The following is a 20,208-nucleotide window of genomic DNA, read 5'->3' as shown; positions in this document are numbered from 1 at the left end:
AAAAAACGCATTTACTTACATGCGGCTGGTAAATATGACCACGCGGGAAATGCCTTAACAGCCCCGCCGATAAACGTGCTCTGATCAGGTTGCAGCGAACGGTCTGGAGCGGCTGCAGATACCGCGGATTACCGACGGTATGTGAAGAATGCCGCTCAAGCCGCCAAGCTGGGTTATGCAGGCTTCGTCCCGTGGCTGGGGGGCAACGGATGGACGCCGGCATGAAGCGCCGCCACGTCAGCAAATCCGGACATTGCCGAAACATGGATTTATCATCAAGACGGACAGCCACCGCTTCTCAGCGGGTGGCAACCTTGCGGTTCACGCTTCGGGGTTGCGTCCGGTTCGGATTCGCGCTTCGCACTCCCGCACGAAACCCACGAGGTGAGCCATGAACGAGCACCCCGATCCATGCCCCAGGGGCGCCAGCCGAGCCCCTTTTGCCGCCACGGTTTCGGTGGTTGCAGGATTGGGTGAGCGGCTAAAGTTGCTGCTGGCTCTGCTGACGTTCGCCTCTCATGCCGCCTTCGCGGCCCCCTTGCTCAATGAGCCCATCCAGCCAATCCCCCTCACGCTGAAGCAGGACCCGGCCCGTGCCGAAATCGGGCGGCAGCTATTTCACGATCCACGCCTGTCCGGAAACGGGCGCGTGTCTTGTTTCAGCTGCCATGATTTGAGCAAGGGCGGCGGTGACGGCCGTGACCGCTCCGTCGGGCTTAACGGTGGACTGACCGGTGTCAATGCCCCGACGGTGTTCAATGCGGCGCTCAATTTCAGGCAATTCTGGAACGGCCGCGCCGAATCGCTGGAGTCCCAGGTAGACCATGTCATGCTGAACCCGATCGAGATGGGGGCGAAGTGGGAAGATGTGGTTCGCAAGATAGCGGACGACGCGAAATACAAAAGTGCGTTTGGTGCGGCCTACAAAGACGGCGTGACCAAAGCCAATATCCAGAACGCCATCGCGACATTCGAACGGACGCTGATCACACCCAACTCACGCTTCGACAAATATTTGCGTGGTGACGCCAACGCCATTACCGACGCGGAGAAGGTCGGCTACGCCAAGTTCAAGCAGTACGGGTGCGTCGCCTGCCACCAGGGCGTCAACGTGGGCGGCAACATGTTCCAGAAATTCGGCGTCATGGGCGACTACTTCGCAAAGCGTGGCAACCCGACGGAGGCCGATCTTGGCCGGTACCTCGTCACGAAGGTGGAAAGCGACAAGCACGTCTTCAAGGTACCGAGCCTGCGCAACATCGCGCTGACGGCGCCGTATTTTCACGATGCCTCGGCCAAGACACTGGAAGATGCCGTCGATGTCATGTTCAGGTACCAGCTCGGACGCGTTGCCTCCAGGGAAGACAAGGAATCCATCGTCAAGTTCCTCAATACGCTCACCGGCGAACGGGACTTCAAACCGTGAAAAAAAAGAATCAACTTGCCCTGGCGCCTATGGCGGCGGTCACCGCCGTGCTGCTGTTCATCCTGGTGTTCCTGTATAGCAAAACCCAAAGCTTCGACGAGTCGCACTACTTTGAGGATATGGCCGTGCTGCGTCACCTGAAGCAGCTGGACGCGCAATGGGAGCTGGATGTGCTGAAGTCCAGGATCGGGATCAACACGCACTACGATGCGCTGGCCGATAACCAGGGCGAGATGGCCCGGCTCATGGAACAACTCGAGTCGGGTACCGACGCCCACAAGCACGATGCATCCGGGCAGGTGGACAAGCTCGCGTCGCTGGAACGCGCCGTGCAGGACAAAGCCGTCCTGATCGAGCAATTCAAGTCGCACAACTCCGTGCTGCGAAACTCGCTGGCCTTTCTTCCCACCGCAGCGGAAGATGTCCAGCAGTCGCTCGGGCCCGGCCGCGGTACCACAGAGCTGGCGCTCCGGCAGATTTCGTCTGACGTCAGCAGGCTGCTGCTCGCGAGCATGCTGTACAGCCAGAGCCCGACCGACGAAAAGGGTGCCGAGATAGAAGAGGAACTGGGCCGGCTTGACGGCAAGCTGCGCCATACTCCGCCGGGCATTTCCGACAGGCTGGGGATCTTCCGCGCGCATGTCCAGACCATCCTGCGCGAACAAAAAACAGTCAATGAACTTCTCGCGGGTATTTCTTCGGCACCGACCGCCAAATTGCTCGATGCGGCCAACGATGCATCAACGATCGAGCAGCAGCGCGCGGGGGTGGAGGGCGAGCGCTACGGCCGCTACCTGCTGATTTTCTCTGCGGTGCTGGTGGCCCTGCTGCTGTATGCAGCCCTTCACGTGTTGCGCAGCCATGCCGTGATCCGGCGCGTCAACACGGAACTCCAGGCGGCCAATGAGCACCTTGAACAGCGCGTGCAGGAACGGACACAGGAGCTGCGCCAGGCGCAAAGCGAGCTGATGACCGCGGCGCGCCAGGCGGGCATGGCAGAGATCGCCACCAATGTGCTGCACAACGTGGGCAACATCCTCAACAGCGTCAACGTCTCGGCCGACCTCATCGGCAGCACCTTGCACAAATCAAGGGTGCAGGGGCTTTCCCGGGGCGTGCAGCTGATGAACGAGCACGCCGCGGACCTTGCCCACTTTCTGGTTCACGACGAGAAAGGCAAGATACTGCCCGGCTATTTGAATGGGATCTCCCAGACCCTGGTGCAGGAGCAGCAGGGCATGCTCAAGGAGCTGGAACTCCTCACCAGAAGCATCGACCACATCAAGGACGTCGTTGCCACCCAGCAATCGTACGCAGGCGGGAGCAGCATTGTTGAACCGGTGCAGATCTGTGACCTGGTGGAGGACGCCCTGCGAATGAACGGTGTCTCACTGGCGCGCCACGGGGTCACTGTGGTGAAGGAGTTCGCGCAGGTGCCAGAAGCGCTGCTGGACCGTTCCCGGGTGCTGCAGATTCTCGTGAACCTGATCAGCAACGCCAAAAATGCCATGGCGGGTATGTCGGCCGCATCGCACCAGATCACATTGCGGGTGGAGCCTGTTGGCGAGTCGACCTTGCGGGTCTCTGTCATGGATAAGGGAGAGGGGATACCGGCGGAAAACCTCACGCGGATTTTCTCGCACGGATTTACGACGCGCAAAACAGGCCACGGCTTTGGTTTGCACAGTTGCGCGCTGGCGGTCAGCCAGATGGGCGGGACACTTTCCGCTCACAGCGACGGGCCGGGTCTGGGGGCCACCTTCACACTGGAGCTGCCAATGGATATCGCGCAGACCAAATCATGACGCAGCTACAGAACCAGCGCATCCTGCTGATCGACGACATGCTGTCGATCCATGAGGACTTTCGCAAAATCCTCGCGGCGAAACCGGTGGCGCGTGATCTGGACGTTGCCGAAACCGAGTTGTTTGGTGAGGTCACGCAGATTTCCTACGGTGATTTTGAACTGGACTCCGCTTATCAGGGCGCCGAAGGTGTGGCCAAGGTGGAGGAATCCATCCGGGCCGGGCGGCCCTATGCCATGGCTTTTGTGGACATGCGCATGCCGCCGGGCTGGGACGGGGTGGAGACCATCGAGCGGCTTTGGCGTGTTGATCCGCATGTGCAGATCGTGATCTGCACAGCCTACTCCGACCACCCTTGGGAAAATGTGCTGGCGCGGCTGGACGTGCAGGACCGCCTGCTGGTGCTCAAAAAGCCATTCGACATGATCGAAGTCAGCCAGCTCGCGAGAACACTGACCGCCAAATGGGAGCTGGCGCGGCGCGCGGCAGCACAGGTGAGCAGCCTGGAAGATACCGTGCAGGATCTCAGGGCAACCGAAGCGGCTTTGCGCCAGTCCAACAAGGAACTCGAAGCCTTCTCGTATTCGCTCGCGCATGACTTGCGCTCTCCCCTGAACTCGATTGACGGCTTCAGCCATTTGCTGCAAAAGGCCGTCAGCGGTGATGCGGCGGAACGCGCGAGGCATTACCTGAGCCGGATACGCGAGGGAGTCAGGCAAATGGGTGAGCTCACGGATGGCCTTCTGCTGCTGGCCCAGGTGTCCCGTACCAACCTGAAGATCGAGACAGTCGACCTCACGGCAATAGCCGAGCGCGTGCGCGGTGACTGCCAGAAACGCAATACCGCGCGGGATGTGAAAGTCCACATAACGCCCAACCTTGTCGCTGTGGGTGACTCCGCGTTGCTGTGCCAGGTAATGGAAAACCTTATTTCCAATGCATGGAAGTTCACCGTCCATGCCACTGCCCCCGAGATCTGGGTTGGGGCGCAGCACCCCGACAACGAAAGTACAGTTTATTTTGTCCGTGATAACGGCGTCGGGTTTGACATGACGTACGCGGACAAATTGTTCGGGACCTTCCAGCGCCTGCATTCACCGGGTGAGTTTGCAGGGATGGGAATCGGGCTGGCAAGCGCTCACCGGATCATTTCCCGTCACGGCGGTCGTATCTGGGCCGAAGGGGTGGTGGGGCAAGGTGCCACATTTTTCTTCACCATACCATCGCCTGTGCGGCAACACTCGCCCGATGAAAGCCCGGCTGATGCGAAAAAACACAGGAGCCAGCCATGACTCAACTGCAGAACCGGCGCATTTTGCTGATCGACGACATGCCGTCCATCCACGAAGACTTCCGGAAAATTCTTGCGTCCAGGCCGGTTGCGCATGACCTGGACGATGCCGAAGCCCTGTTGTTTGGCGACGCCGCACCGGTGTCCGATGATGGCTTTGAGCTGGACTCGGCCTACCAGGGACGTGAGGGTCTGGACAAGGTCGAGGCATCCGTTCGGGCCGGGCGGCCTTATGCCATGGCCTTTGTGGACATGCGCATGCCGCCGGGCTGGGATGGTGTGGAGACCATCGAACGGCTCTGGCGCGTTGATCCAAAGGTACAGATCGTCATCTGCACCGCCTACTCCGACCACGCCTGGGAAGATGTGTTCGCGCGGCTGGAGGCCCGGGATCGCCTCCTGATTCTGAAAAAACCGTTTGATCCGGTTGAAGTCAGCCAGCTGGCAAGAATGCTGACCACCAAATGGGAGCTGGCGCAGCAGGCGGCAGCGCAGGTGAGCGGCCTGGAGGAGGCCGTGCAGGAGCGCACCCGCGCCTTGCATGACAGCGAATCACAACTGCGCCAGATCACGGACAGCGTGCCCGCCTTGATTGCCTATATCGACGCCGAACAGCGCTTTCAGTTCCATAACCTTGCCTACGAAGAAGTTCTTGGCCTGAAGCACGGCCAGATCCACGGCAAGACCATGCGTGAGCTGATGGGCGACGAGCTCCACGAAAAAGAGCGGGGCAAGATTGAAGAGGCGCTCGCTGGTTACGCGGCGCAATACGACCGCACGCAGGCCACGTCGGATGGCCAGCTGCGCGACTACGTCATGCAGTACTTTCCACGTTACGGCGAAAACGAGGACGAAGGCAAGGTTGTCGGCTTCTTCTCGCTGGGCACCGATGTGACCGAACTCAAGCGCATTGACCGCATGAAGAGTGAGTTTGTCTCTACCGTCAGTCATGAGTTGCGCACCCCGCTGACCTCCATTCGCGGCTCACTGGGCCTGATCGCCGGCGGCGTGGCCGGTGAGCTGCCGGCCATGGCCAAAAACCTGGTCGGCATCGCTACCAACAATTGCGAACGGCTCATCAGGTTGATCAACGACATTCTTGACAGCGAAAAAATCGAATCCGGAAAAATGCGGTTTGACTTCCAGCAGATGGAACTGCAACCTTTGCTGACGCAAGCCCTGACGGCCAACGAAGGCTTCGCAGGCCAGCACAACGTCAAGCTGGTTCTGGATGCCCCGGCAGAAGCGGTAAGGGTCAGCGTCGACAGCGACAGGCTGACCCAGGTCATTACCAACCTGTTGTCCAACGCCGTGAAATTCGCGCCGGCCCAGTCCCGTGTGGAAGTCCGGCTGCTGTGCAAGAGCGGCAGGGTCCGGGTGGAAGTCGCCGACAGCGGCCCCGGCATTCCCGAAGAGTTCCGAAAGCGCATCTTTCAGAAATTCTCGCAAGCCGACACATCGGACACCCGAAAAATGGGTGGTACGGGCCTGGGCCTGAACATCTCGCGTGCCATCGTGGAGCGGATGGGCGGCCAAATCGGGTTCACGACGGAAACCGGCGTCGGAACTGTTTTCTTCTTTGAGCTGCCCGAGGCGGTGCCGGCGCCGATTCAGACCAGCATCAGGTCCGGCGCAGCGACCAGGCCGCTCATCCTGGTCTGCGAAGACGATCCCGACATTGCCCGCCTGATCAACCTGATGCTTGATAAAGGCGGCTTTGACTCGGACATGGTGCACAGCGCAGGGCAGGCGCTGGAGCAAGTCATGCTGATGCCCTACGCTGCCATGACGGTCGACCTGAACCTGCCCGACCAGGACGGCATCAGCCTGATCCGGGCACTGCGCCGCGAAGAGGCGACGAAAGACCTGCCGATCGTGGTGGTTTCAGCAAATGCTGAAGAAGGCGAGCTCGAGTTCAATACCCAGCCGCTGGCGGTTTCAACATGGCTGGAAAAACCCATCGACGAGAACCTCCTGATCCTCAGTTTGCACCGTGCCATCGGTAACATGGCCGAAGGCCGGCCGCGCATTCTGCATGTCGAGGACGACCTCGACATACAGCGCATTGCCGCCGCCATTGCCCAGGACTTTGCCACCTTCGAATTTGCCGCCACGCTGCGCGAGGCACGCGACCAGCTTGCGCGCCGCCGCTACGACCTGGTGCTGCTCGACCTGACGTTGAAAGACGGCTCGGGCTGGGGGCTGCTGGACACCATTGAAGCACTGGACATCGTGCCGCCAGTGGTCGTGTTTTCTGCGCACGATGTGGAGCCGAAGCAAAGCCAGCGCGCAGAAGCGGTACTAGTGAAGGCACACACTTCCAACGAGCAGTTGATCCGCACCCTGCAGCGGGTGCTCGATGAAAGCCTGTGGGGGACGGTTCACCCACCTCTAAGCGCCTGAAATAGATCCACCCCCGTCCAGGCTCACTGGCGTGTAGCCTGTTCCCCCCTCGAGGGGGCGGCGCCTGGGGCCGGCGAAGCCGGACCCTCGGCCCCCGCTGGTGGAATACCCCTGTTAGTTACGCCATTGGACTCTTCACGCCAGCGGATGCCGTGGAACCGGCTTTGCCGGGCCGCAGGCACCGTCCCCTGCAAGGGGAAAAGGGCTACACGCAGTGAGCCCGATAGGGGTGCACCAATTTTTCGGCTTTGCCAGACCGCAGGCGGGCGGCCCCCTCGGGGGGCAGGGAGCTACACGAAGTGAGCGACCGTGGGGGCCTTACTTCTTTTGACTGGCGCGGTAGACCTGCATCACCGTCGCGAAATCGCGATCAAAGTTGATGGGCAGGAATGTGTCGTTGCCGGGCAGCTGCTTTTTCAGTGTGGGCGAGAAGCTGTAGCTGAACGAGCATTTCTTCACGCGTGCCTGCAGTTCGGGCGAAACGTCCTTGCTCATGGTCCAGGTTTCCGTCATGAAGGGCGGGCTTTCCCAGATCGTGCGAATGCTCGAGCCCTTGACGTCACCCTTGACGACCATGCGCTGGTACAAATCGCTGGCCACAGCTGCGGCCGGATAAAAACCATGCATCACGCCCGTGACGGAGCGCTCGTGGCCGTTGGAGAACACGACTTCGTAGTCCTTGTCCGGCGTCAGGCCCAGCGCCGGGAACAGCGCGCGCGGCGCGAGGTTGCCCGAGTTGGAGGTGGGTGTGGTGTGCGCGATTTTCTTGCCAATCAGGTCCTTCGGTTCCCTGTACGGGCTGTCGATGCGGGTGATCAGAATCAGTTTGTAGGAGTTGCGCAGGCCCGTGGCCTTGTTGCCCGGAACGCCAAACGGCGCCGGCTGGCCGGCGGTGACCAACTGCGCAGCCAGGCCGGGGTTGACCTGTGCCAGCTGGACCTTGCCGGCCGAGATACCTTCAATCAGCTCTTTTTCACCGAGGATGTCGATGTTGCTGGTCTTGTCCATCGATTCGCCTTGCGCGTTTTGCAGGTCGATGTTTCCGCAGCGTGACAGGTGGCTGAAGTAGTCGCCCCACAAGGCCATGGTTTCGCTCTTGCCATAGGTCTTGGGCATGGCCACGACCATTTTTTCGCGTGGGCCGGAATATTTTTCGGGCGCGGGGGTAGCAGCCGCAGCTTTCGCCTTGCGTGCAGGCTTTGCCTCGTCGGTCTGGGCTGTTGCTGAACCCAGGGCGCAAGCGGCGCTGGCCAATATTGCGGCATGGCGCAGATAAAACTTCATCTTGATCACTCCAGTTGTCTATGAAACCGATACGCAGGAATGCCGGTTTGTGTGCCCTTGGCCGCACAAACCGCGTTCCCAGCCCAATCAGTGTGCATGACGGTGCATCAAAACGAACTTTTTGTTACATTCGAATGAATACCTTCGTGACATAAATCAGCGTATCTGCTTCAGAGGCTGTTGTTTTTTCATTGAAAAGATGGCGCTGGCAACCTGTAAGCGCCTGGGCGGCGGCGAATACTGCGCCTCAGGATACGCGCGTGCTGTGCGGCGGGGGGGGGGGGGGCGGCGGACGCCTCAAGCGGCGAGCGAGGCGTCGATTTTCCCGAGCAGCCATTGCAGCCCGGCCAGGTGCTGCTGGTCGTGGCTGCACAGGTAATGCACCAGGCTGCGCAACGTGAGTGCGCCGTAACCTTCGAATTCCGCCGTACGGCCAAGTTGCCCGGGCGTGATGCCCGACAGCATGGCCATCGTCCGGGTGCGCGCTGCCCGAAACGCCGCGATGGCCTCTTGCGCATCAGCGGCCGCGTAGTCGCGTTGCTTTTCCAGCACGTAGCCGTCCAGTGATTCCAGCACGGGGCTGGCCTCTGACAAGGTGCGCTGAAACCGCACGTGATAGCCGTCAATCTCGATGTCCCTGATGTGGCAGATCTGCGCGAGGGCCGTGAAGTTTTCGCTCGGAATGCCTTCCCACGACGGCGGCGTCCAGCGCTTGTGGCTTTCAGGAATCGCGTCGTAGAACTGCTCCAGCTGGCGCGGAAAATCCGCCATGGCCTGGAGCGTTGCGGGGTTCAGGGGCAGCGCAGGGCTCATCAGCCGGCCTTGCGCAGCGAAGGCCACAGCACCGCCTGCGCCACGATCACGTTCTCGCCATTGAAGGTCGCCGCCGGCGAGCCGTAAAGCTCGTAACCCATGGCAAGCACCTCACTCACCCGGCGGCAAAAGCTCGCGTCATCCGGGCCGGTAAGGAGCCTGTAGGTGGGAAGACCGTCGGGGGGCGTGGTGGCGGGTGATGTCATGGCGGCAAGCGGCTGATGAACGGAGGGCGATATTACCGTGTCCGTGCAGATGCTGCAGGTGTTGTTGGTCGTGACCGCGGAGGTAGTGCGCGCCGACACGCAGGATCCGGGCGCCCGCCAGCCACCGAAGGCGCTACCCCTATTTGAGCTGCCGCAAGGTTTGCGCTGATTGCGTTGACGGCTGGGCCGCATTTGCGCCAGATCAAGCCGCCCAACGGGCCGTACGGCTCCAATCAATGACGGGAATGTTCCCGTCTCTTCTGTTACTTACCCATGAAAAAGCAAATCATTGCCGCCGCTGCCCTCTGCACCCTTTTGTCGGGTGCCGCTTTTGCCCAAACCGCTGAAGGCCCCTGGCTGGTCCGAGCGCGCGCCGTCCACCTGGACAGCGCCAACGGTGACAGCACCGGCCTCGGGCTGGCCATCAACAACAAGTGGATGCCGGAGTTCGACATCAGCTATTTCCTCAACCCCAACTTCGCAGTCGAGCTGGTGCTGACGGTTCCGCAAAAGCACACGCTGTCGTCCCGCGGCACCGCCATCGGCAGCTTCAAGCACCTGCCGCCCACGCTGATGGCGCAATACCACTTCGACTCGCTGGGTGCGGGCGCCTTCAAGCCCTATGTCGGCGCGGGCGTCAACTACACCCGCTTCAGTGCGGTCAGCCTGCCGGCTGGCGTGGACATCAAACGCAGCAGCTGGGGCCCGGCGTTGCAGGTCGGTGTGGACATTCCCCTCGGCAAGCAGCTGTCCCTGAACTTCGACCTGAAGAAGGTCTACATCCGCACCGACGTGTCTGCGGGTGGCGCCAATATCGGCACGTTCAAGGCCGACCCGGTGTTGTTGGGTGTGGGGCTTGGCTGGCGGTTTTGAGCAGAAAAGGGTGAGACGCCCAAACTTGCGCGTCTCTTCTCGCGGGCGCTTGCGGCGGCGCGGGTTCAGGCCTTCGCCATCCCCGGCAATGCCATCACACGCCCCGGCGCCGGCATGCCGGTAAACGCAAAGTCGACTTCCGGCACGCGCCCGCTCACGATGTCCGCAATCGCCGCGCCCGAGCCGCAGGCATGCGTCCAGCCCAGCGTGCCGTGGCCCGTGTTGAGGAAGACATTGGAGGCCTTGCTTTTGCCGATGTAAGGCACATTGCTCGGCGTGGCCGGCCGCAGGCCCGTCCAGAACTGCGCGCCCTCGCCATCCGTCATCTCGGGAAAGAGCTGCTTCACACGGCGCACGATGGCGTTGCAGCGCACCAGGTTCAGCTCGGTGTTGTAGCCGTTGAGCTCGGCCGTGCCGGCAATGCGCAAGCGGTTGCCAAAACGCGAGAACACCAGCTTGTACTCGTCATCCGTCAGGCTCACCTGGTACGACGCCGCCTCGTTGATCACGGGCAAGGTGACCGAGTAACCCTTGGCCGGGTAGATGCGCAGGCTTTGCCCCAGCACCTTGGCCCACTGCGCGCTGAAGGCGCCCAGGCACATCACATACGCGTCGGCTTTCAGCATCTCGACCTTGCCACCGGCCTCGCCGCTGCCCATCGCCACCTGCACGCCGTTCAGCCGCCCCTGCGCGGCGTCCAGGCCCAGCACCGTCGTGTTGTACAAAAATTTCACACCCGCCTGCTCGCAGCGCATAGCCAGCGCGGCGGTAAACGCGCGGGCGTCGCCTGACTCATCGCTGGGCGTCATGCTGCCGCCCACGATGCTGCCGCGGCATTGCGCCAGCGCGGGCTCAATCGCCACACACTCGTCGGCCGTCTTCATGTTGAGTTCGCAGCCGTGCTCGCGCATGATGCGCGCGGGCTCCTGCGCCGCGTCGTACTCGGCCTGGCTGGTGTAGAAGTGCAGGATGCCTTTGGTCTGCGCGTTGTACAGCAGGCCCAGCTCGGCGCGCAGTTTTTGCAGCGCGCCACGGCTGTACATGCCCAGGTTCACGATCTGCTTGATGTTTTGTGCCGTGCGCGCCGGCGTGCAGTTGCGCAAAAACTCCAGCCCCCACAGCCACTGGTTCACATCGGCGCGCAACCTGAAGAGCAGCGGTGCGTCTTCACGCGCCAGCCATTGCAATACTTTCAGCGGCGCACCCGGGTTGGCCCAGGGCTCCGCGTGGCTCACGGATATTTGCCCGCCATTGGCAAAGCTGGTTTCCATCGCGGCCGCGTTGCGGCGCTCCACCACCGTCACCTCATGGCCGCGTTGCGCCAAATACCAGGCCGTGGTGATACCCGTGACACCAGCCCCCAAAACCATGACTTTCATGGCGATTCCTTTTCATTCAAGCAGAACATTGCAGTTGCGCAAGTGCTGCGGTACCTTGGGGTTGCTTGAATCAAAAAAGAAACGTGGCAACCGCCAAGCCATCACATGCTTGCGGCCGCTTCCACTGTCCTTGTTACCTGAGAGATTCAGCCGGTGCTTTTATGTCGATGACAAGCTTCGGCTTTGCTCCTTCGGTGCGCTGCACCTTGCGTGCGGCGTCTCTCCAGACGGCTGTGTGTTCCGGGCAGTACGGGACCTGAGCGATTATGGAAGTTTGCGCCTTCGGTGGCTGCCTTTGGGGCAGCGCTCTCCTGCTTGAACGGGTTTGAATTTACCACCGAAGCCTGTTTTGCCAAGCGTGAATAGGGCGTTCAGTACAGGTCTAGCGGGTTGATTCAGCGGCTTAATAGTAGGAAGCAGGGAGGCTCAGCCTTCGCTGGCCGCCTGCACAAACGCGGCTTTGGCATCGGTATAAGCCTCGCGGTCACCCGGGTGCCGTGCCGCCAGTTCCGCCTTGAGCGCGGCATAGCGCGCCGCCAGCGCAGGGTCCGAACGCAGGGCGTCGCGAAAACGCAGGCGCTGCGCCCACACCTCGCCGCCGTGCACCACCAGATGCAAGTGATGCGTGCGCCGCCCGCGCGCCCAGCGCATGAACCACTTACGGTCGGTCAGCGAGGCGTTGAATTCAGCGGAGGTCGTGTAACCGTTGGCGCACAGCGGCGCCGAAAGCGCCTCGGCCGCCGCCATGGATTCCACACCGGCCAGCATGTCGATCACCGGTTTGGCCGCCAGGCCGGGCACGGCTGTGCTGCCGATGTGCTGGATGTCGATCAGGCGGGCCGGCAGCTGAGGGGAGAGCGCAAGCAGGCGGTCCCGCTCAGCCACAAACTGCAGGGGCCAGGCCGGGTTATAGGCCTGCAAGACCACTTCTTCATAGATAGCGGCGAGCAGCGATTCCTCGTCAGTCATGCGGGTGACGGCTGGCAGATGGTTGTGCGGGGGCGAAAAACGCTGCGCGGCACGCCAGAATCGTTTGTGGGGCCATTTTTAGGGCGTTTTTGAGCATGAAAAAGGCCTTCAGCCCAATAAGAACGGGCGCGAGCAGCTACCAAAACAATAGCAAGCAGAAAACCCCACGCCTGCGAATTTGGCGGCCCGCATTTCATTCACCTGAGCGCCAGCACAGCTTTGCGCGCCTGTGCCAGCCGCTCTTCCAGGTAGGCGCCGTAAAAGTCGGTAGATGCCAGGCCGACCAGCCGTTCCGCCAGGTCTTGCCCGGCCGGGCCCAGAAACAGCACTGTGGGGGTGAAGCCGGCCTTCCATGCCGCAACCTGGGCGGCGGCTGTCGTCACCTGGCCGTCAAAGCCGGTCAACGGTGTCGTGCGGTCGCTGATGTTGAGCTGCCAGGCGTGCAGGTTGCCATCGCGTTGCCCTGGCAGCAGGTAGTTGCGCCGCACCAGCTCGCAGAATGGGCAGCCGGGCAGGCTGACCAACAGCACGAGTGGTTCATTTTTGGCGAAGGCGATTCCAGCGGCCGCCGGCAAAGATGCAGGCACAGGCAAGGCCGTGTCTTTGGCCAGCGCGAGCTGGGGCACGACCAGCCCGGCTGCCAGCATGGCTGTGAACTGGCGGCGGCCCATCGGGCTCATTCAGCGCTTTCCAGCAAAATCTTTGTCAGCGCAGCGGGCTCGCTGATCATGGGGTCATGGCCGGTTTTGATTTCCACCACGCGCGAATTCGGCAGCCACGCGCCGTCCCAGAATTTCGGGTCTTTCACGCGCAGCCGGCTGGGTTCGATGGTGGCTAGGGCGGGCTGCGTGCAGTTGACGAAAGTGCGCGGCACGGCGGCTACGCGCTGCATGTCAAAGTGCAGCGGTGCCTGGTAGGTGTTGCCGGGGTGCGGCGTCTGTCGGCGCTTGACCCATTCGCGGTCGGCATCGTGCAGGCCGAACACCTCCGGGTCGGGCGCCGGAAAGCTGAAGCTGGGTGAAGCCTGCGCCGCCGCCATGCGCTGCTGCTGCGTGGCGCTGGCCTGTGTGCTGCTCCAGCTCTCGCCGGGTTTGGGCACCACCGCATCCACATACACCAGATGCTTGATGCGGTCGGGCATGCGGTCAGTGACAGCCGTGCCGATCATGCCGGCATAGGAATGCACCGCGAGCGTCACCTCATGCAGCTCTTCCGCCTCGATCAGGTTGATCACGTCGTTGATGTGCGTGTCGAGGTTGATCGTGGGTGAAAGCAAATGGGCGCGCTCGCCCAGGCCGGTCAGTGTCGGCGTGAACACCTTGTGGTGGTCCAGCTGCAGCGCCTGCGCCACGCGCCGCCAGCACCAGCCGCCATGCCACGCGCCGTGGACCAGAACGAAATTGTGTTTCATTGCGTCACCTCCTTGTTAAAGGTTGCTGCATCAAATGATCTTGCCACTCTTCAGTTCAGATAGCTGGGCGTCCGAATAGTTCAGCACACTGCGCAGCACCTCTTCGGTATGCTGGCCCAGCAGTGGCGGCGGCAGGTCGGTGCGCACCGGCGTCGCGCTCATGCGGATAGGGCTGGAGACCAGCTTCAAATCATCCTTCACCGGATGCTTCCACTCGGTCACCATCTTGCGCGCCTCGATCTGCGGGTCTGCAAACACCTCTGCCAGGCTGTTGATGGCGCCGCAAGGCACTTTTGCCGCCTCCAGCGCACCCAGCCAGTCGGCCTTGCTGCGCGTTTTCATCACCGCTTCCAGAATCGGCACCAGTTGGCCGCGGTTCTGCACGCGGTCGCGGTTCTTCGCAAAAAGCGGGTTGGTCGCCAGCTCCGGAATGTTGGCCACGGCGCAAAACTTCGCATACTGCGAGTCATTGCCCACCGCCAGAATCAAATGGTCCTTGGTTCCGTCTGCGGCCGGTGCCACTTCAAACACCTGGTAAGGCACGATGTTCTGATGCGCATTGCCCGCCCGGCCCGGCGCCTTGCCGCTGACTAAATAGTTGGCGCCCAGATTGGCCAACATGGCCACTTGCGTGTCCAGCAGCGCCATGTCGACCTGCTGGCCCTCGCCGGTTTTCTCGGCATGGCGCAGCGCGGCCAGTATCGCCACCGTCGCATACATGCCCGTCATCAAGTCCGCCACCGCCACACCCACCTTCTGCGGCCCGCCCCCCAGGTCGTCGCGCTCGCCGGTCACACTCATCAGCCCGCCCATGCCCTGGATCGCGTAGTCATACCCCGCACGGTCGGCATAAGGCCCGTTCTGGCCAAAGCCCGTGACTGAGCAATACACGAGGCGCGGATTGATGGCTTTGAGCGACGCATAGTCCAGCCCATAGCGCGCCATGTCGCCCACCTTGAAGTTCTCGACAAACACGTCGCAATGCGCGGCCAGCTCACGCACCAGCGCCTGGCCCGCAGGCTGCGCGATGTCACAGGTGACAGAGCGCTTGTTGCGGTTCGTGCCCAGGTAATACGCCGCCTCGGTATCCGCGCCCTGCGAATCCTTCAAAAACGGGGGGCCCCAGGTGCGCGTGTCGTCGCCCGTGCCGGGGCGTTCAATCTTGATGACATCGGCGCCCAGGTCGGCCAGGGTCTGGGTACACCAGGGGCCTGCGAGTACGCGGGAGAGGTCTAGGATGCGGATGCCGGATAGGGAGTTCATGTGTGGCATTTTGCCTTTACATCGGAGCGATGGGCGATGTAGGCGCGCCCAGATCGTCGGCGACTTTGTCGAATTCAATCTCCCTGCGTGCTTTTTTCTAGTGGGGTTGATGTAATCTGCTGTTTCTCACGAAGAATTTCAGAAACCCAAGGCCATGCTATTCCGCGGTTTTGTTGGACATATCAAAGTTAGAACGCAGAATAGGCCTTCATGAAATGCGTTTCAACCCGTCATCACAACGGACTGCCTGAGGTAGCCGCTGAATCTCAACGTTAGGCGACACCCAATGAGGACACTCAGCTTCGATGCAAGCTTCCTTTGCAACTCGAAATTGCGGCAGGAGAAGATCGTGGAGACTGACCGACCGCTGATAGATCGTTACTGGGACGATACGGAGTCCAATAAGGAGCGCTTGACCAAATACGGCCAATGGGTGGTTAACGAAGACAAGAGCGTGATATTGAGGGCTATGGGAGGCGGCTCATTTGAAATCCCCGAGATGTATGACCTTGTCTACAAGGAAACCAAAGTCCATCTGGAGTGCGGCGGAGGTGGTGATCGCGCCAAGATATCCGTAAATAAGCCTGATGGTAGTTGCGACATAACGATCTTCGTAAGCCACATTCGGATTCCACCTTGTTGAATTCCGTCGAAATCTGACCCACTTAGCGCAGTAATTTCCATCCAAAACTGACCCACGTAGGCACTACCCTGCTTGTTTTAAAAGCAGGGGAAATTAGGAGTGATAGACGTGGCGACATTGAATGTCATCAGGCGATGGGCATTGCGGGATCAGATGTCCATCCGCGAGATCTCAAGGCGTACAGGCCTGGCTCGCAACACAGTGAAGAAGCACCTGCGATCGGAAGAGAGCGAGCCTAGCTACCAAAGGCGGGCAACCCCTAGCAAGCTCGATCCCTACGCCGAGAAGCTGGCCACCTGGCTAGTGATCGAGGCAACAAAATCGCGGAAACAGCGGCGCACTTTGAGGCAGATCCACACAAGGAGAAGATAAAGAACTTATCCACATCGTGAGCACGTTCTGCTCACAAAGAGTGTGGGTCAATATTCGATGGAAAACTCGGGTCAGACTTCAGTGCAATTCAACAGGCCATTGGCACGAAGTAGGTCGTAGCGACAACGATCCGGCCTCTCCGCAGCGCTAGCTGATATCAATACGTTTTGTACGGCAAGAACTTCCCAGACAACACCACATTCACCCGGTCACCCTTGGGATCCGGCTGGCGGACGATGTCCATGCTGAAGTCGATCGCGCTCATGATGCCGTCGCCGAATTCTTCGTGGATCAACTCCTTGATCGTGGTGCCGTAGACGCTGACGATTTCGTACCAGCGGTAGATCAGTGGGTCGGTGGGGATGGGTGTGGGCAGTGAGCCTTTGTAGGGAACGACCTGCAGCCACTTTTGTTCTTCGGCCGTGAGGCCAAAAATCTTGCCGATGACTTTGGCTTGCTTGGCGTCAAAGGTCATCTGGCCCAGGCAGCCGGCAGTGACCCATTCCTTGCTGAGGCCCACCTTCTTGGCGACGGACTCCCAGGTGAGGCCTTTGCTGACTTTGACGGTAATAATTTTTTCGGTGATGTCATTGCGGTTCATGGTTTGCTCCTGTATGTGAGATGGGTGAAGTGAAAAGCGGGAATAGTCAATGCGCCCTGGCGCGGGTGACGAGGAAATCGACGATGTGGTTGCGCAGGTCGTAGTAACCGGGCAGGTGATGCAGGCCGGCGCGGGTACGCTCGCGGGGCAGCGGGTTGATGACTTCTTCTGCGATGCGGCCCGGTGCGTAGACACCATCGTTGTCGGTGCCGTTGCTCATCAGCAGGATGCGGTCGGCCAGCAGGATGGCTTCGTCCACGTCGTGGGTGATCATGAAGACGGTTTGCTGCGTCTCGCGCACGATGGCCATGAGTTCGTCCTGGATGGTGCCGCGCGTCAGCGCGTCGAGTGCGCCGAAGGGTTCGTCGAGCAGCAGCATCTTGGGCTGGATGGCAAAGGCGCGTGCGATGCCTACGCGTTGCTTCATGCCGCCTGAGAGCTGCGACGTTTTTTTGTCGATGGCGGGTGTCAGGCCCACCATGGCAACGAACTTTTCCACATGCGCATTGACTTGTGCCGAAGTCCAATCGGCCCAGCGTGACACCACCGCAAACGCGATGTTCTTGCGCACGGTGAGCCAGGGCATGAGTGCATGGCTCTGGAACACCACGCCGCGCTCCAGGCTGGGGCCGCCTATCTCGCGGTTTTCCATGAAGATATGGCCGGCGGTGGCGCTGTCCAGCCCGGCCAGCACATTAAGGATGGTGGTCTTGCCGCAGCCCGAGTGGCCGATGATGCAGACGAACTCGCCTTTGCTGATGCTGAAAGACACGTCGGCAAACACCGGCCGTGCGGGCAGGGTGGTGCTGAAGTCTTTGCTCAGCCCTTCGATCTTGAGAAATCCCTGCATGCTGTGTTCCTTCTTTGGAGGGCGCCCCTCAAAAAGCCCTCCTGGCGTTGTTGCGTCGCCTTGCCGTGCTGTAGCACTGTCTGCGGCGACGCGCCTAGCCAGGACCGCTTCGCTGGGCTTTGTGAGCGGCTCTAGTGCGGCTCCTGCTATGGAATCACTCCACATAAGTGACCACTTTTTGGAGTTGCGCAAAAGCCAGGTCCAGCAGCATGCCGACGATGCCGATGACCAGGATGGCGAAGATCACGTTGGTGAGTGAGAGATTGTTCCACTCGTTCCAGACGAAGTAGCCGATGCCGGTGCCGCCCACCAGCATCTCGGCTGCCACAATCACCAGCCAGGCAATGCCCATGGAGATGCGCATGCCGGTCAGGATGGTGGGCGCAGCCGCCGGCAGGATCACCTGGAAGGCCTTACGCAGGGGACTCACTTCCAGCGTGCTGGCCACGTTGAGCCATTCGCGCTTGACCGAGGCCACGCCGAAGGCGGTGTTGATCAGCATGGGCCAGACCGAGCAGATAAAGATCACAAAGATGCCCGAGATCGATGAGTCCTTGATGGTGTAGAGCGCCAGCGGCATCCACGCCAGCGGCGAGATGGGTTTGAGCACCTGGATGAAAGGGTCAAACGCGCGGCGCAGCAGCGGCGACATGCCGATCACAAAACCCAGCGGCACGGCGACCGCACACGCCAACAGAAAGCCCAGGCCCACGCGTGCCAGCGAATGGCCGAGCTGGATCAGGATGCCCTTGTCGTTGGGGCCGTTGTCATACAGCGGGTTGGACACCTGCTTCCAGATCGCTGTGCCCATCTGGCCCAGCGTGGGGAAGCCGGTGGTCTTGGTACTGCCCGGGTCTTTGCCCATCATCTTCTGGTATTCGATCTGCTCGGCGCTCAGGCCCGCCGTGCTGGCTGCCGGCGTACCAGATGCGGGCAACGTGGCCACGTACCAGATGCCCAGAAAGGCGAAAAAGATAAGCAGCGAGACCAGGCCCGCCTTGAGGTTCAGCGACTTCATGCGAGCTTGTTGATGGCAAAGCTCTTCACGTAGTCATCGGGCTTGGCCGGGTCAAACTCCTTGCCCATCACCTTGAATTTTTTGTAAGCCCCTTCAGGCGGCTTGAAGCCGGCCAGTGCCATCTGCTTTTTGGCATCCGTCAGCATGAAAACTTTCTCAGCGATCTGTTTGTAATTGACTTCGCCCTTTACATAGCCCCAGCGTTTCATCTGCGTGAGCATCCACACCGCCATGCTCTGCCAGGGCACAGGGTCGAAGTTGGCGCGGTCCGGCACGTTGCGGATGTTGCCCAGGCCGTCGGCGAACTTGCCCGTCAGCACCTGCTGCAGCACGGCCTCAGGCTGGTTCAGGTACTGCGTGGGCGCGATCACCTTGGCGATCAGGTCGCGGTCTTTGGGCTGGCTGGCCATGAAGGATGCGCCCAGCACGGCGCGGTACAGCGCAGCAAAGGTGTTGGGGTTCTTCTGGATGAACTCGTCGCTGACGCCAAAAGCGCAGCAGGGGTGGCCATCCCAGATTTCCTTGGAGAGGATGTGGATGAAACCGACCTCGTCGTACACCGCGCGCTGATTGAAAGGATCAGGGCCGAGGAAGCCGTCGATATTGCCGGCGCGCAGGTTTGCCACCATCTCGGGCGGTGGCACTACGCGCAGTTGTACATCGGTGTCGGGGTTCAGGCCGTTCTCCGCGAGGTAGTAGCGCAACAGGAAGTTGTGCATGCTGTACTCGAACGGAATCGCGAACTTGAACCCTTTCCAGTTCTTCGGGTCGCGGTTGTTCTTGTGCTTCACATGCAGCGTGATGGCCTGGCCGTTGGTGTTCTGGATGCTGGCCACGTTCATGTTGACCTGGTTGGAACCAAGGCCCATGGTCATTGCCAGCGGCATGGGTGACAGGAAGTGGGAGGCGTCATGCTCCTTGTTGATCATCTTGTCGCGTATCAGCGCCCAGCCGGCGGTCTTGTTGAGCTGCACGTTAAGGCCTTCCTTTTTGTAAAAGCCCAGCGGGTCGGCCATGATGAGCGGGCTGGCGCAGGTGATGGCGATGAAGCCGATCTTCAGATCCTTCTTTTCCAGGGGCACGCGGTCTTGCGCCATGGCCTCCAGCGCACCGAGCGGTAGCACCGAGGCAATCGCAGCGCGCGCCGTGTTGGCGCCCACCGCACGCAGGAAGTTGCGGCGCACGCTGTCAACCGGGAACAGCGCCTTCACCAGGCTGGCTTCCATAAAGCTGTGTGAGAGCGCTTGCGGGCTGGCGGCAGACGCATCGGCGGCCTGGTGATCGGCCGCGCTGTGGTCCCTGCCGCAGCTGCATTTGAGCATCAGGGGCTGGTCGGCGTCGTAGGGAGAAAAGAGGTCAGACATGGCGCACACCTTTCTTTGGAAGATGCGGCTGTCTTGCAAGCAGCGGGCCAATTTGGGCCCATTGGGGCGAAAGCGCGGCAGGTGCCGCATTTCGCTGTGGATGCCATGACAGGGTGTAGGGCGTCCACTACAAAAACCGGCCCGCAAGCAGCAACAACAGTGCCGCCATGCTGGTTTTGGCTGCGCAGGCCTGCACGCAGGCCGATACGTCAGCTGATTCTTTCAGCCTCGACGACA

At 60.9% G+C, this 20,208-nt stretch carries 18 protein-coding genes, 1 pseudogene and 1 riboswitch; of the genes and pseudogenes, 7 read left to right on the top strand and 12 right to left on the bottom strand.

The annotated features are described in order from the left end of the window. Positions 1-391: 391 nt before the first annotated feature. The 4 genes from AC1DZE_RS06080 to AC1DZE_RS06065 are packed head-to-tail and all read left to right on the top strand — an operon-like array spanning position 392 to position 6,925. Positions 392-1,426 carry a cytochrome-c peroxidase gene (locus AC1DZE_RS06080; RefSeq protein WP_477668891.1) on the top strand — a complete coding sequence of 345 codons (1,035 nt, stop codon included), beginning with the start codon at positions 392-394 and terminating at the stop codon, positions 1,424-1,426. Then, positions 1,423-3,231, top strand: coding sequence for a DAHL domain-containing protein (locus AC1DZE_RS06075; RefSeq protein ID WP_477668890.1), 1,809 nt, complete (start codon positions 1,423-1,425; stop codon positions 3,229-3,231). Before AC1DZE_RS06080 ends, AC1DZE_RS06075 begins: the two co-directional genes overlap by 4 nt. Next, positions 3,228-4,523: a sensor histidine kinase gene (locus AC1DZE_RS06070; RefSeq protein WP_477699865.1), complete on the top strand. Its 1,296-nt coding sequence runs from the start codon at positions 3,228-3,230 to the stop codon at positions 4,521-4,523. Before AC1DZE_RS06075 ends, AC1DZE_RS06070 begins: the two co-directional genes overlap by 4 nt. After that, positions 4,520-6,925: a response regulator gene (locus AC1DZE_RS06065; RefSeq protein ID WP_477672248.1), complete on the top strand. Its 2,406-nt coding sequence runs from the start codon at positions 4,520-4,522 to the stop codon at positions 6,923-6,925. The genes AC1DZE_RS06070 and AC1DZE_RS06065 overlap by 4 nt, the downstream gene beginning before the upstream one ends. 318 nt (positions 6,926-7,243) lie before the next feature. On the opposite strand, the gene phnD is transcribed toward AC1DZE_RS06065, so the two are convergent. The 3 genes from phnD to AC1DZE_RS06050 all read right to left on the bottom strand — a co-directional run bounded on the left by phnD (position 7,244) and on the right by AC1DZE_RS06050 (position 9,228). Beyond that, positions 7,244-8,209: a phosphate/phosphite/phosphonate ABC transporter substrate-binding protein gene (phnD, locus tag AC1DZE_RS06060; RefSeq protein ID WP_477668887.1), complete on the bottom strand. Its 966-nt coding sequence runs from the start codon at positions 8,207-8,209 to the stop codon at positions 7,244-7,246. 297 nt (positions 8,210-8,506) lie between these two features. Beyond that, entirely contained in the window at positions 8,507-9,022 is a 516-nt protein-coding gene (locus AC1DZE_RS06055; protein ID WP_477668886.1) for a DinB family protein, read from the bottom strand. Further along, positions 9,022-9,228 (bottom strand): DUF1737 domain-containing protein, encoded by a 207-nt coding sequence (locus AC1DZE_RS06050; RefSeq protein ID WP_477668885.1) that lies wholly within the window; start codon positions 9,226-9,228, stop codon positions 9,022-9,024. Before AC1DZE_RS06050 ends, AC1DZE_RS06055 begins: the two co-directional genes overlap by 1 nt. 273 nt (positions 9,229-9,501) lie before the next feature. Here AC1DZE_RS06050 and AC1DZE_RS06045 point away from each other — a divergent pair, with 273 nt between their 5' ends. Then, a complete protein-coding gene (locus tag AC1DZE_RS06045; RefSeq protein WP_477673770.1) occupies positions 9,502-10,101 on the top strand; it encodes an OmpW/AlkL family protein in 600 nt (199 codons plus the stop codon). 65 nt (positions 10,102-10,166) lie between these two features. Here AC1DZE_RS06045 and AC1DZE_RS06040 read toward each other — a convergent pair whose 3' ends face one another. The 5 genes from AC1DZE_RS06040 to AC1DZE_RS06020 all read right to left on the bottom strand — a co-directional run bounded on the left by AC1DZE_RS06040 (position 10,167) and on the right by AC1DZE_RS06020 (position 15,123). After that, positions 10,167-11,480, bottom strand: a complete 1,314-nt coding sequence (locus AC1DZE_RS06040) for a D-amino acid dehydrogenase (protein ID WP_477673771.1) — start codon at positions 11,478-11,480, stop codon at positions 10,167-10,169. Between the two features lie 235 nt (positions 11,481-11,715). Next, positions 11,716-11,804: riboswitch (glycine riboswitch) on the bottom strand. Positions 11,805-11,906: 102 nt separating this feature from the next. Next, complete coding sequence (locus AC1DZE_RS06035) at positions 11,907-12,449, bottom strand: GrpB family protein (protein WP_477699864.1); 543 nt, start codon at positions 12,447-12,449, stop codon at positions 11,907-11,909. 197 nt (positions 12,450-12,646) lie between these two features. Beyond that, complete coding sequence (locus tag AC1DZE_RS06030; RefSeq protein ID WP_477673216.1) at positions 12,647-13,129, bottom strand: thioredoxin domain-containing protein; 483 nt, start codon at positions 13,127-13,129, stop codon at positions 12,647-12,649. Then, positions 13,126-13,860 (bottom strand): alpha/beta fold hydrolase, encoded by a 735-nt coding sequence (locus tag AC1DZE_RS06025; RefSeq protein ID WP_477673215.1) that lies wholly within the window; start codon positions 13,858-13,860, stop codon positions 13,126-13,128. The genes AC1DZE_RS06030 and AC1DZE_RS06025 overlap by 4 nt, the downstream gene beginning before the upstream one ends. Before the next feature lie 30 nt (positions 13,861-13,890). Next, complete coding sequence (locus tag AC1DZE_RS06020; RefSeq protein ID WP_477673214.1) at positions 13,891-15,123, bottom strand: CaiB/BaiF CoA transferase family protein; 1,233 nt, start codon at positions 15,121-15,123, stop codon at positions 13,891-13,893. Between the two features lie 286 nt (positions 15,124-15,409). Here AC1DZE_RS06020 and AC1DZE_RS06015 point away from each other — a divergent pair, with 286 nt between their 5' ends. Both AC1DZE_RS06015 and AC1DZE_RS06010 read left to right on the top strand, forming a co-directional pair. Beyond that, positions 15,410-15,766: a hypothetical protein gene (locus AC1DZE_RS06015; protein WP_477699863.1), complete on the top strand. Its 357-nt coding sequence runs from the start codon at positions 15,410-15,412 to the stop codon at positions 15,764-15,766. Positions 15,767-15,865: 99 nt separating this feature from the next. Next, positions 15,866-16,123 (top strand): annotated as a pseudogene (locus tag AC1DZE_RS06010) (IS21 family transposase); the annotation flags it as partial. Positions 16,124-16,295: 172 nt separating this feature from the next. Here the strand turns inward: AC1DZE_RS06010 and cynS are convergent. The 4 genes from cynS to AC1DZE_RS05990 all read right to left on the bottom strand — a co-directional run bounded on the left by cynS (position 16,296) and on the right by AC1DZE_RS05990 (position 19,971). After that, positions 16,296-16,739: a cyanase gene (gene cynS / locus AC1DZE_RS06005; RefSeq protein WP_477673212.1), complete on the bottom strand. Its 444-nt coding sequence runs from the start codon at positions 16,737-16,739 to the stop codon at positions 16,296-16,298. A gap of 46 nt (positions 16,740-16,785) precedes the next feature. Then, positions 16,786-17,589, bottom strand: a complete 804-nt coding sequence (locus tag AC1DZE_RS06000) for an ABC transporter ATP-binding protein (RefSeq protein WP_477673218.1) — start codon at positions 17,587-17,589, stop codon at positions 16,786-16,788. Between the two features lie 154 nt (positions 17,590-17,743). Then, a complete protein-coding gene (gene ntrB / locus AC1DZE_RS05995) occupies positions 17,744-18,607 on the bottom strand; it encodes a nitrate ABC transporter permease (protein WP_477689467.1) in 864 nt (287 codons plus the stop codon). After that, complete coding sequence (locus AC1DZE_RS05990; protein WP_477672427.1) at positions 18,604-19,971, bottom strand: CmpA/NrtA family ABC transporter substrate-binding protein; 1,368 nt, start codon at positions 19,969-19,971, stop codon at positions 18,604-18,606. The genes ntrB and AC1DZE_RS05990 overlap by 4 nt, the downstream gene beginning before the upstream one ends. Positions 19,972-20,208 lie beyond the last annotated feature (237 nt).

It is taken from the genome of Polaromonas sp. P1_F1 (genome assembly GCF_056405795.1).
Note: the sequence above shows the minus strand (reverse complement) of the source record. Positions and strands in the feature narration are given on the sequence as shown.

Coding starts and splice junctions, on each gene's coding strand:
- AC1DZE_RS06080 (WP_477668891.1), top strand. CDS start 392: ATGAACGAGCACCCCGATCCATGCCCCAGGGGCGCCAGCCGAGCCCCT.
- AC1DZE_RS06070 (WP_477699865.1), top strand. CDS start 3,228: ATGACGCAGCTACAGAACCAGCGCATCCTGCTGATCGACGACATGCTG.
- AC1DZE_RS06065 (WP_477672248.1), top strand. CDS start 4,520: ATGACTCAACTGCAGAACCGGCGCATTTTGCTGATCGACGACATGCCG.
- phnD (WP_477668887.1), bottom strand. CDS start 8,209: ATGAAGTTTTATCTGCGCCATGCCGCAATATTGGCCAGCGCCGCTTGC.
- AC1DZE_RS06055 (WP_477668886.1), bottom strand. CDS start 9,022: ATGAGCCCTGCGCTGCCCCTGAACCCCGCAACGCTCCAGGCCATGGCG.
- AC1DZE_RS06050 (WP_477668885.1), bottom strand. CDS start 9,228: ATGACATCACCCGCCACCACGCCCCCCGACGGTCTTCCCACCTACAGG.
- AC1DZE_RS06045 (WP_477673770.1), top strand. CDS start 9,502: ATGAAAAAGCAAATCATTGCCGCCGCTGCCCTCTGCACCCTTTTGTCG.
- AC1DZE_RS06040 (WP_477673771.1), bottom strand. CDS start 11,480: ATGAAAGTCATGGTTTTGGGGGCTGGTGTCACGGGTATCACCACGGCC.
- AC1DZE_RS06035 (WP_477699864.1), bottom strand. CDS start 12,449: ATGACTGACGAGGAATCGCTGCTCGCCGCTATCTATGAAGAAGTGGTC.
- AC1DZE_RS06030 (WP_477673216.1), bottom strand. CDS start 13,129: ATGAGCCCGATGGGCCGCCGCCAGTTCACAGCCATGCTGGCAGCCGGG.
- AC1DZE_RS06025 (WP_477673215.1), bottom strand. CDS start 13,860: ATGAAACACAATTTCGTTCTGGTCCACGGCGCGTGGCATGGCGGCTGG.
- AC1DZE_RS06020 (WP_477673214.1), bottom strand. CDS start 15,123: ATGAACTCCCTATCCGGCATCCGCATCCTAGACCTCTCCCGCGTACTC.
- AC1DZE_RS06015 (WP_477699863.1), top strand. CDS start 15,410: ATGAGGACACTCAGCTTCGATGCAAGCTTCCTTTGCAACTCGAAATTG.
- cynS (WP_477673212.1), bottom strand. CDS start 16,739: ATGAACCGCAATGACATCACCGAAAAAATTATTACCGTCAAAGTCAGC.
- AC1DZE_RS06000 (WP_477673218.1), bottom strand. CDS start 17,589: ATGCAGGGATTTCTCAAGATCGAAGGGCTGAGCAAAGACTTCAGCACC.
- ntrB (WP_477689467.1), bottom strand. CDS start 18,607: ATGAAGTCGCTGAACCTCAAGGCGGGCCTGGTCTCGCTGCTTATCTTT.
- AC1DZE_RS05990 (WP_477672427.1), bottom strand. CDS start 19,971: ATGTCTGACCTCTTTTCTCCCTACGACGCCGACCAGCCCCTGATGCTC.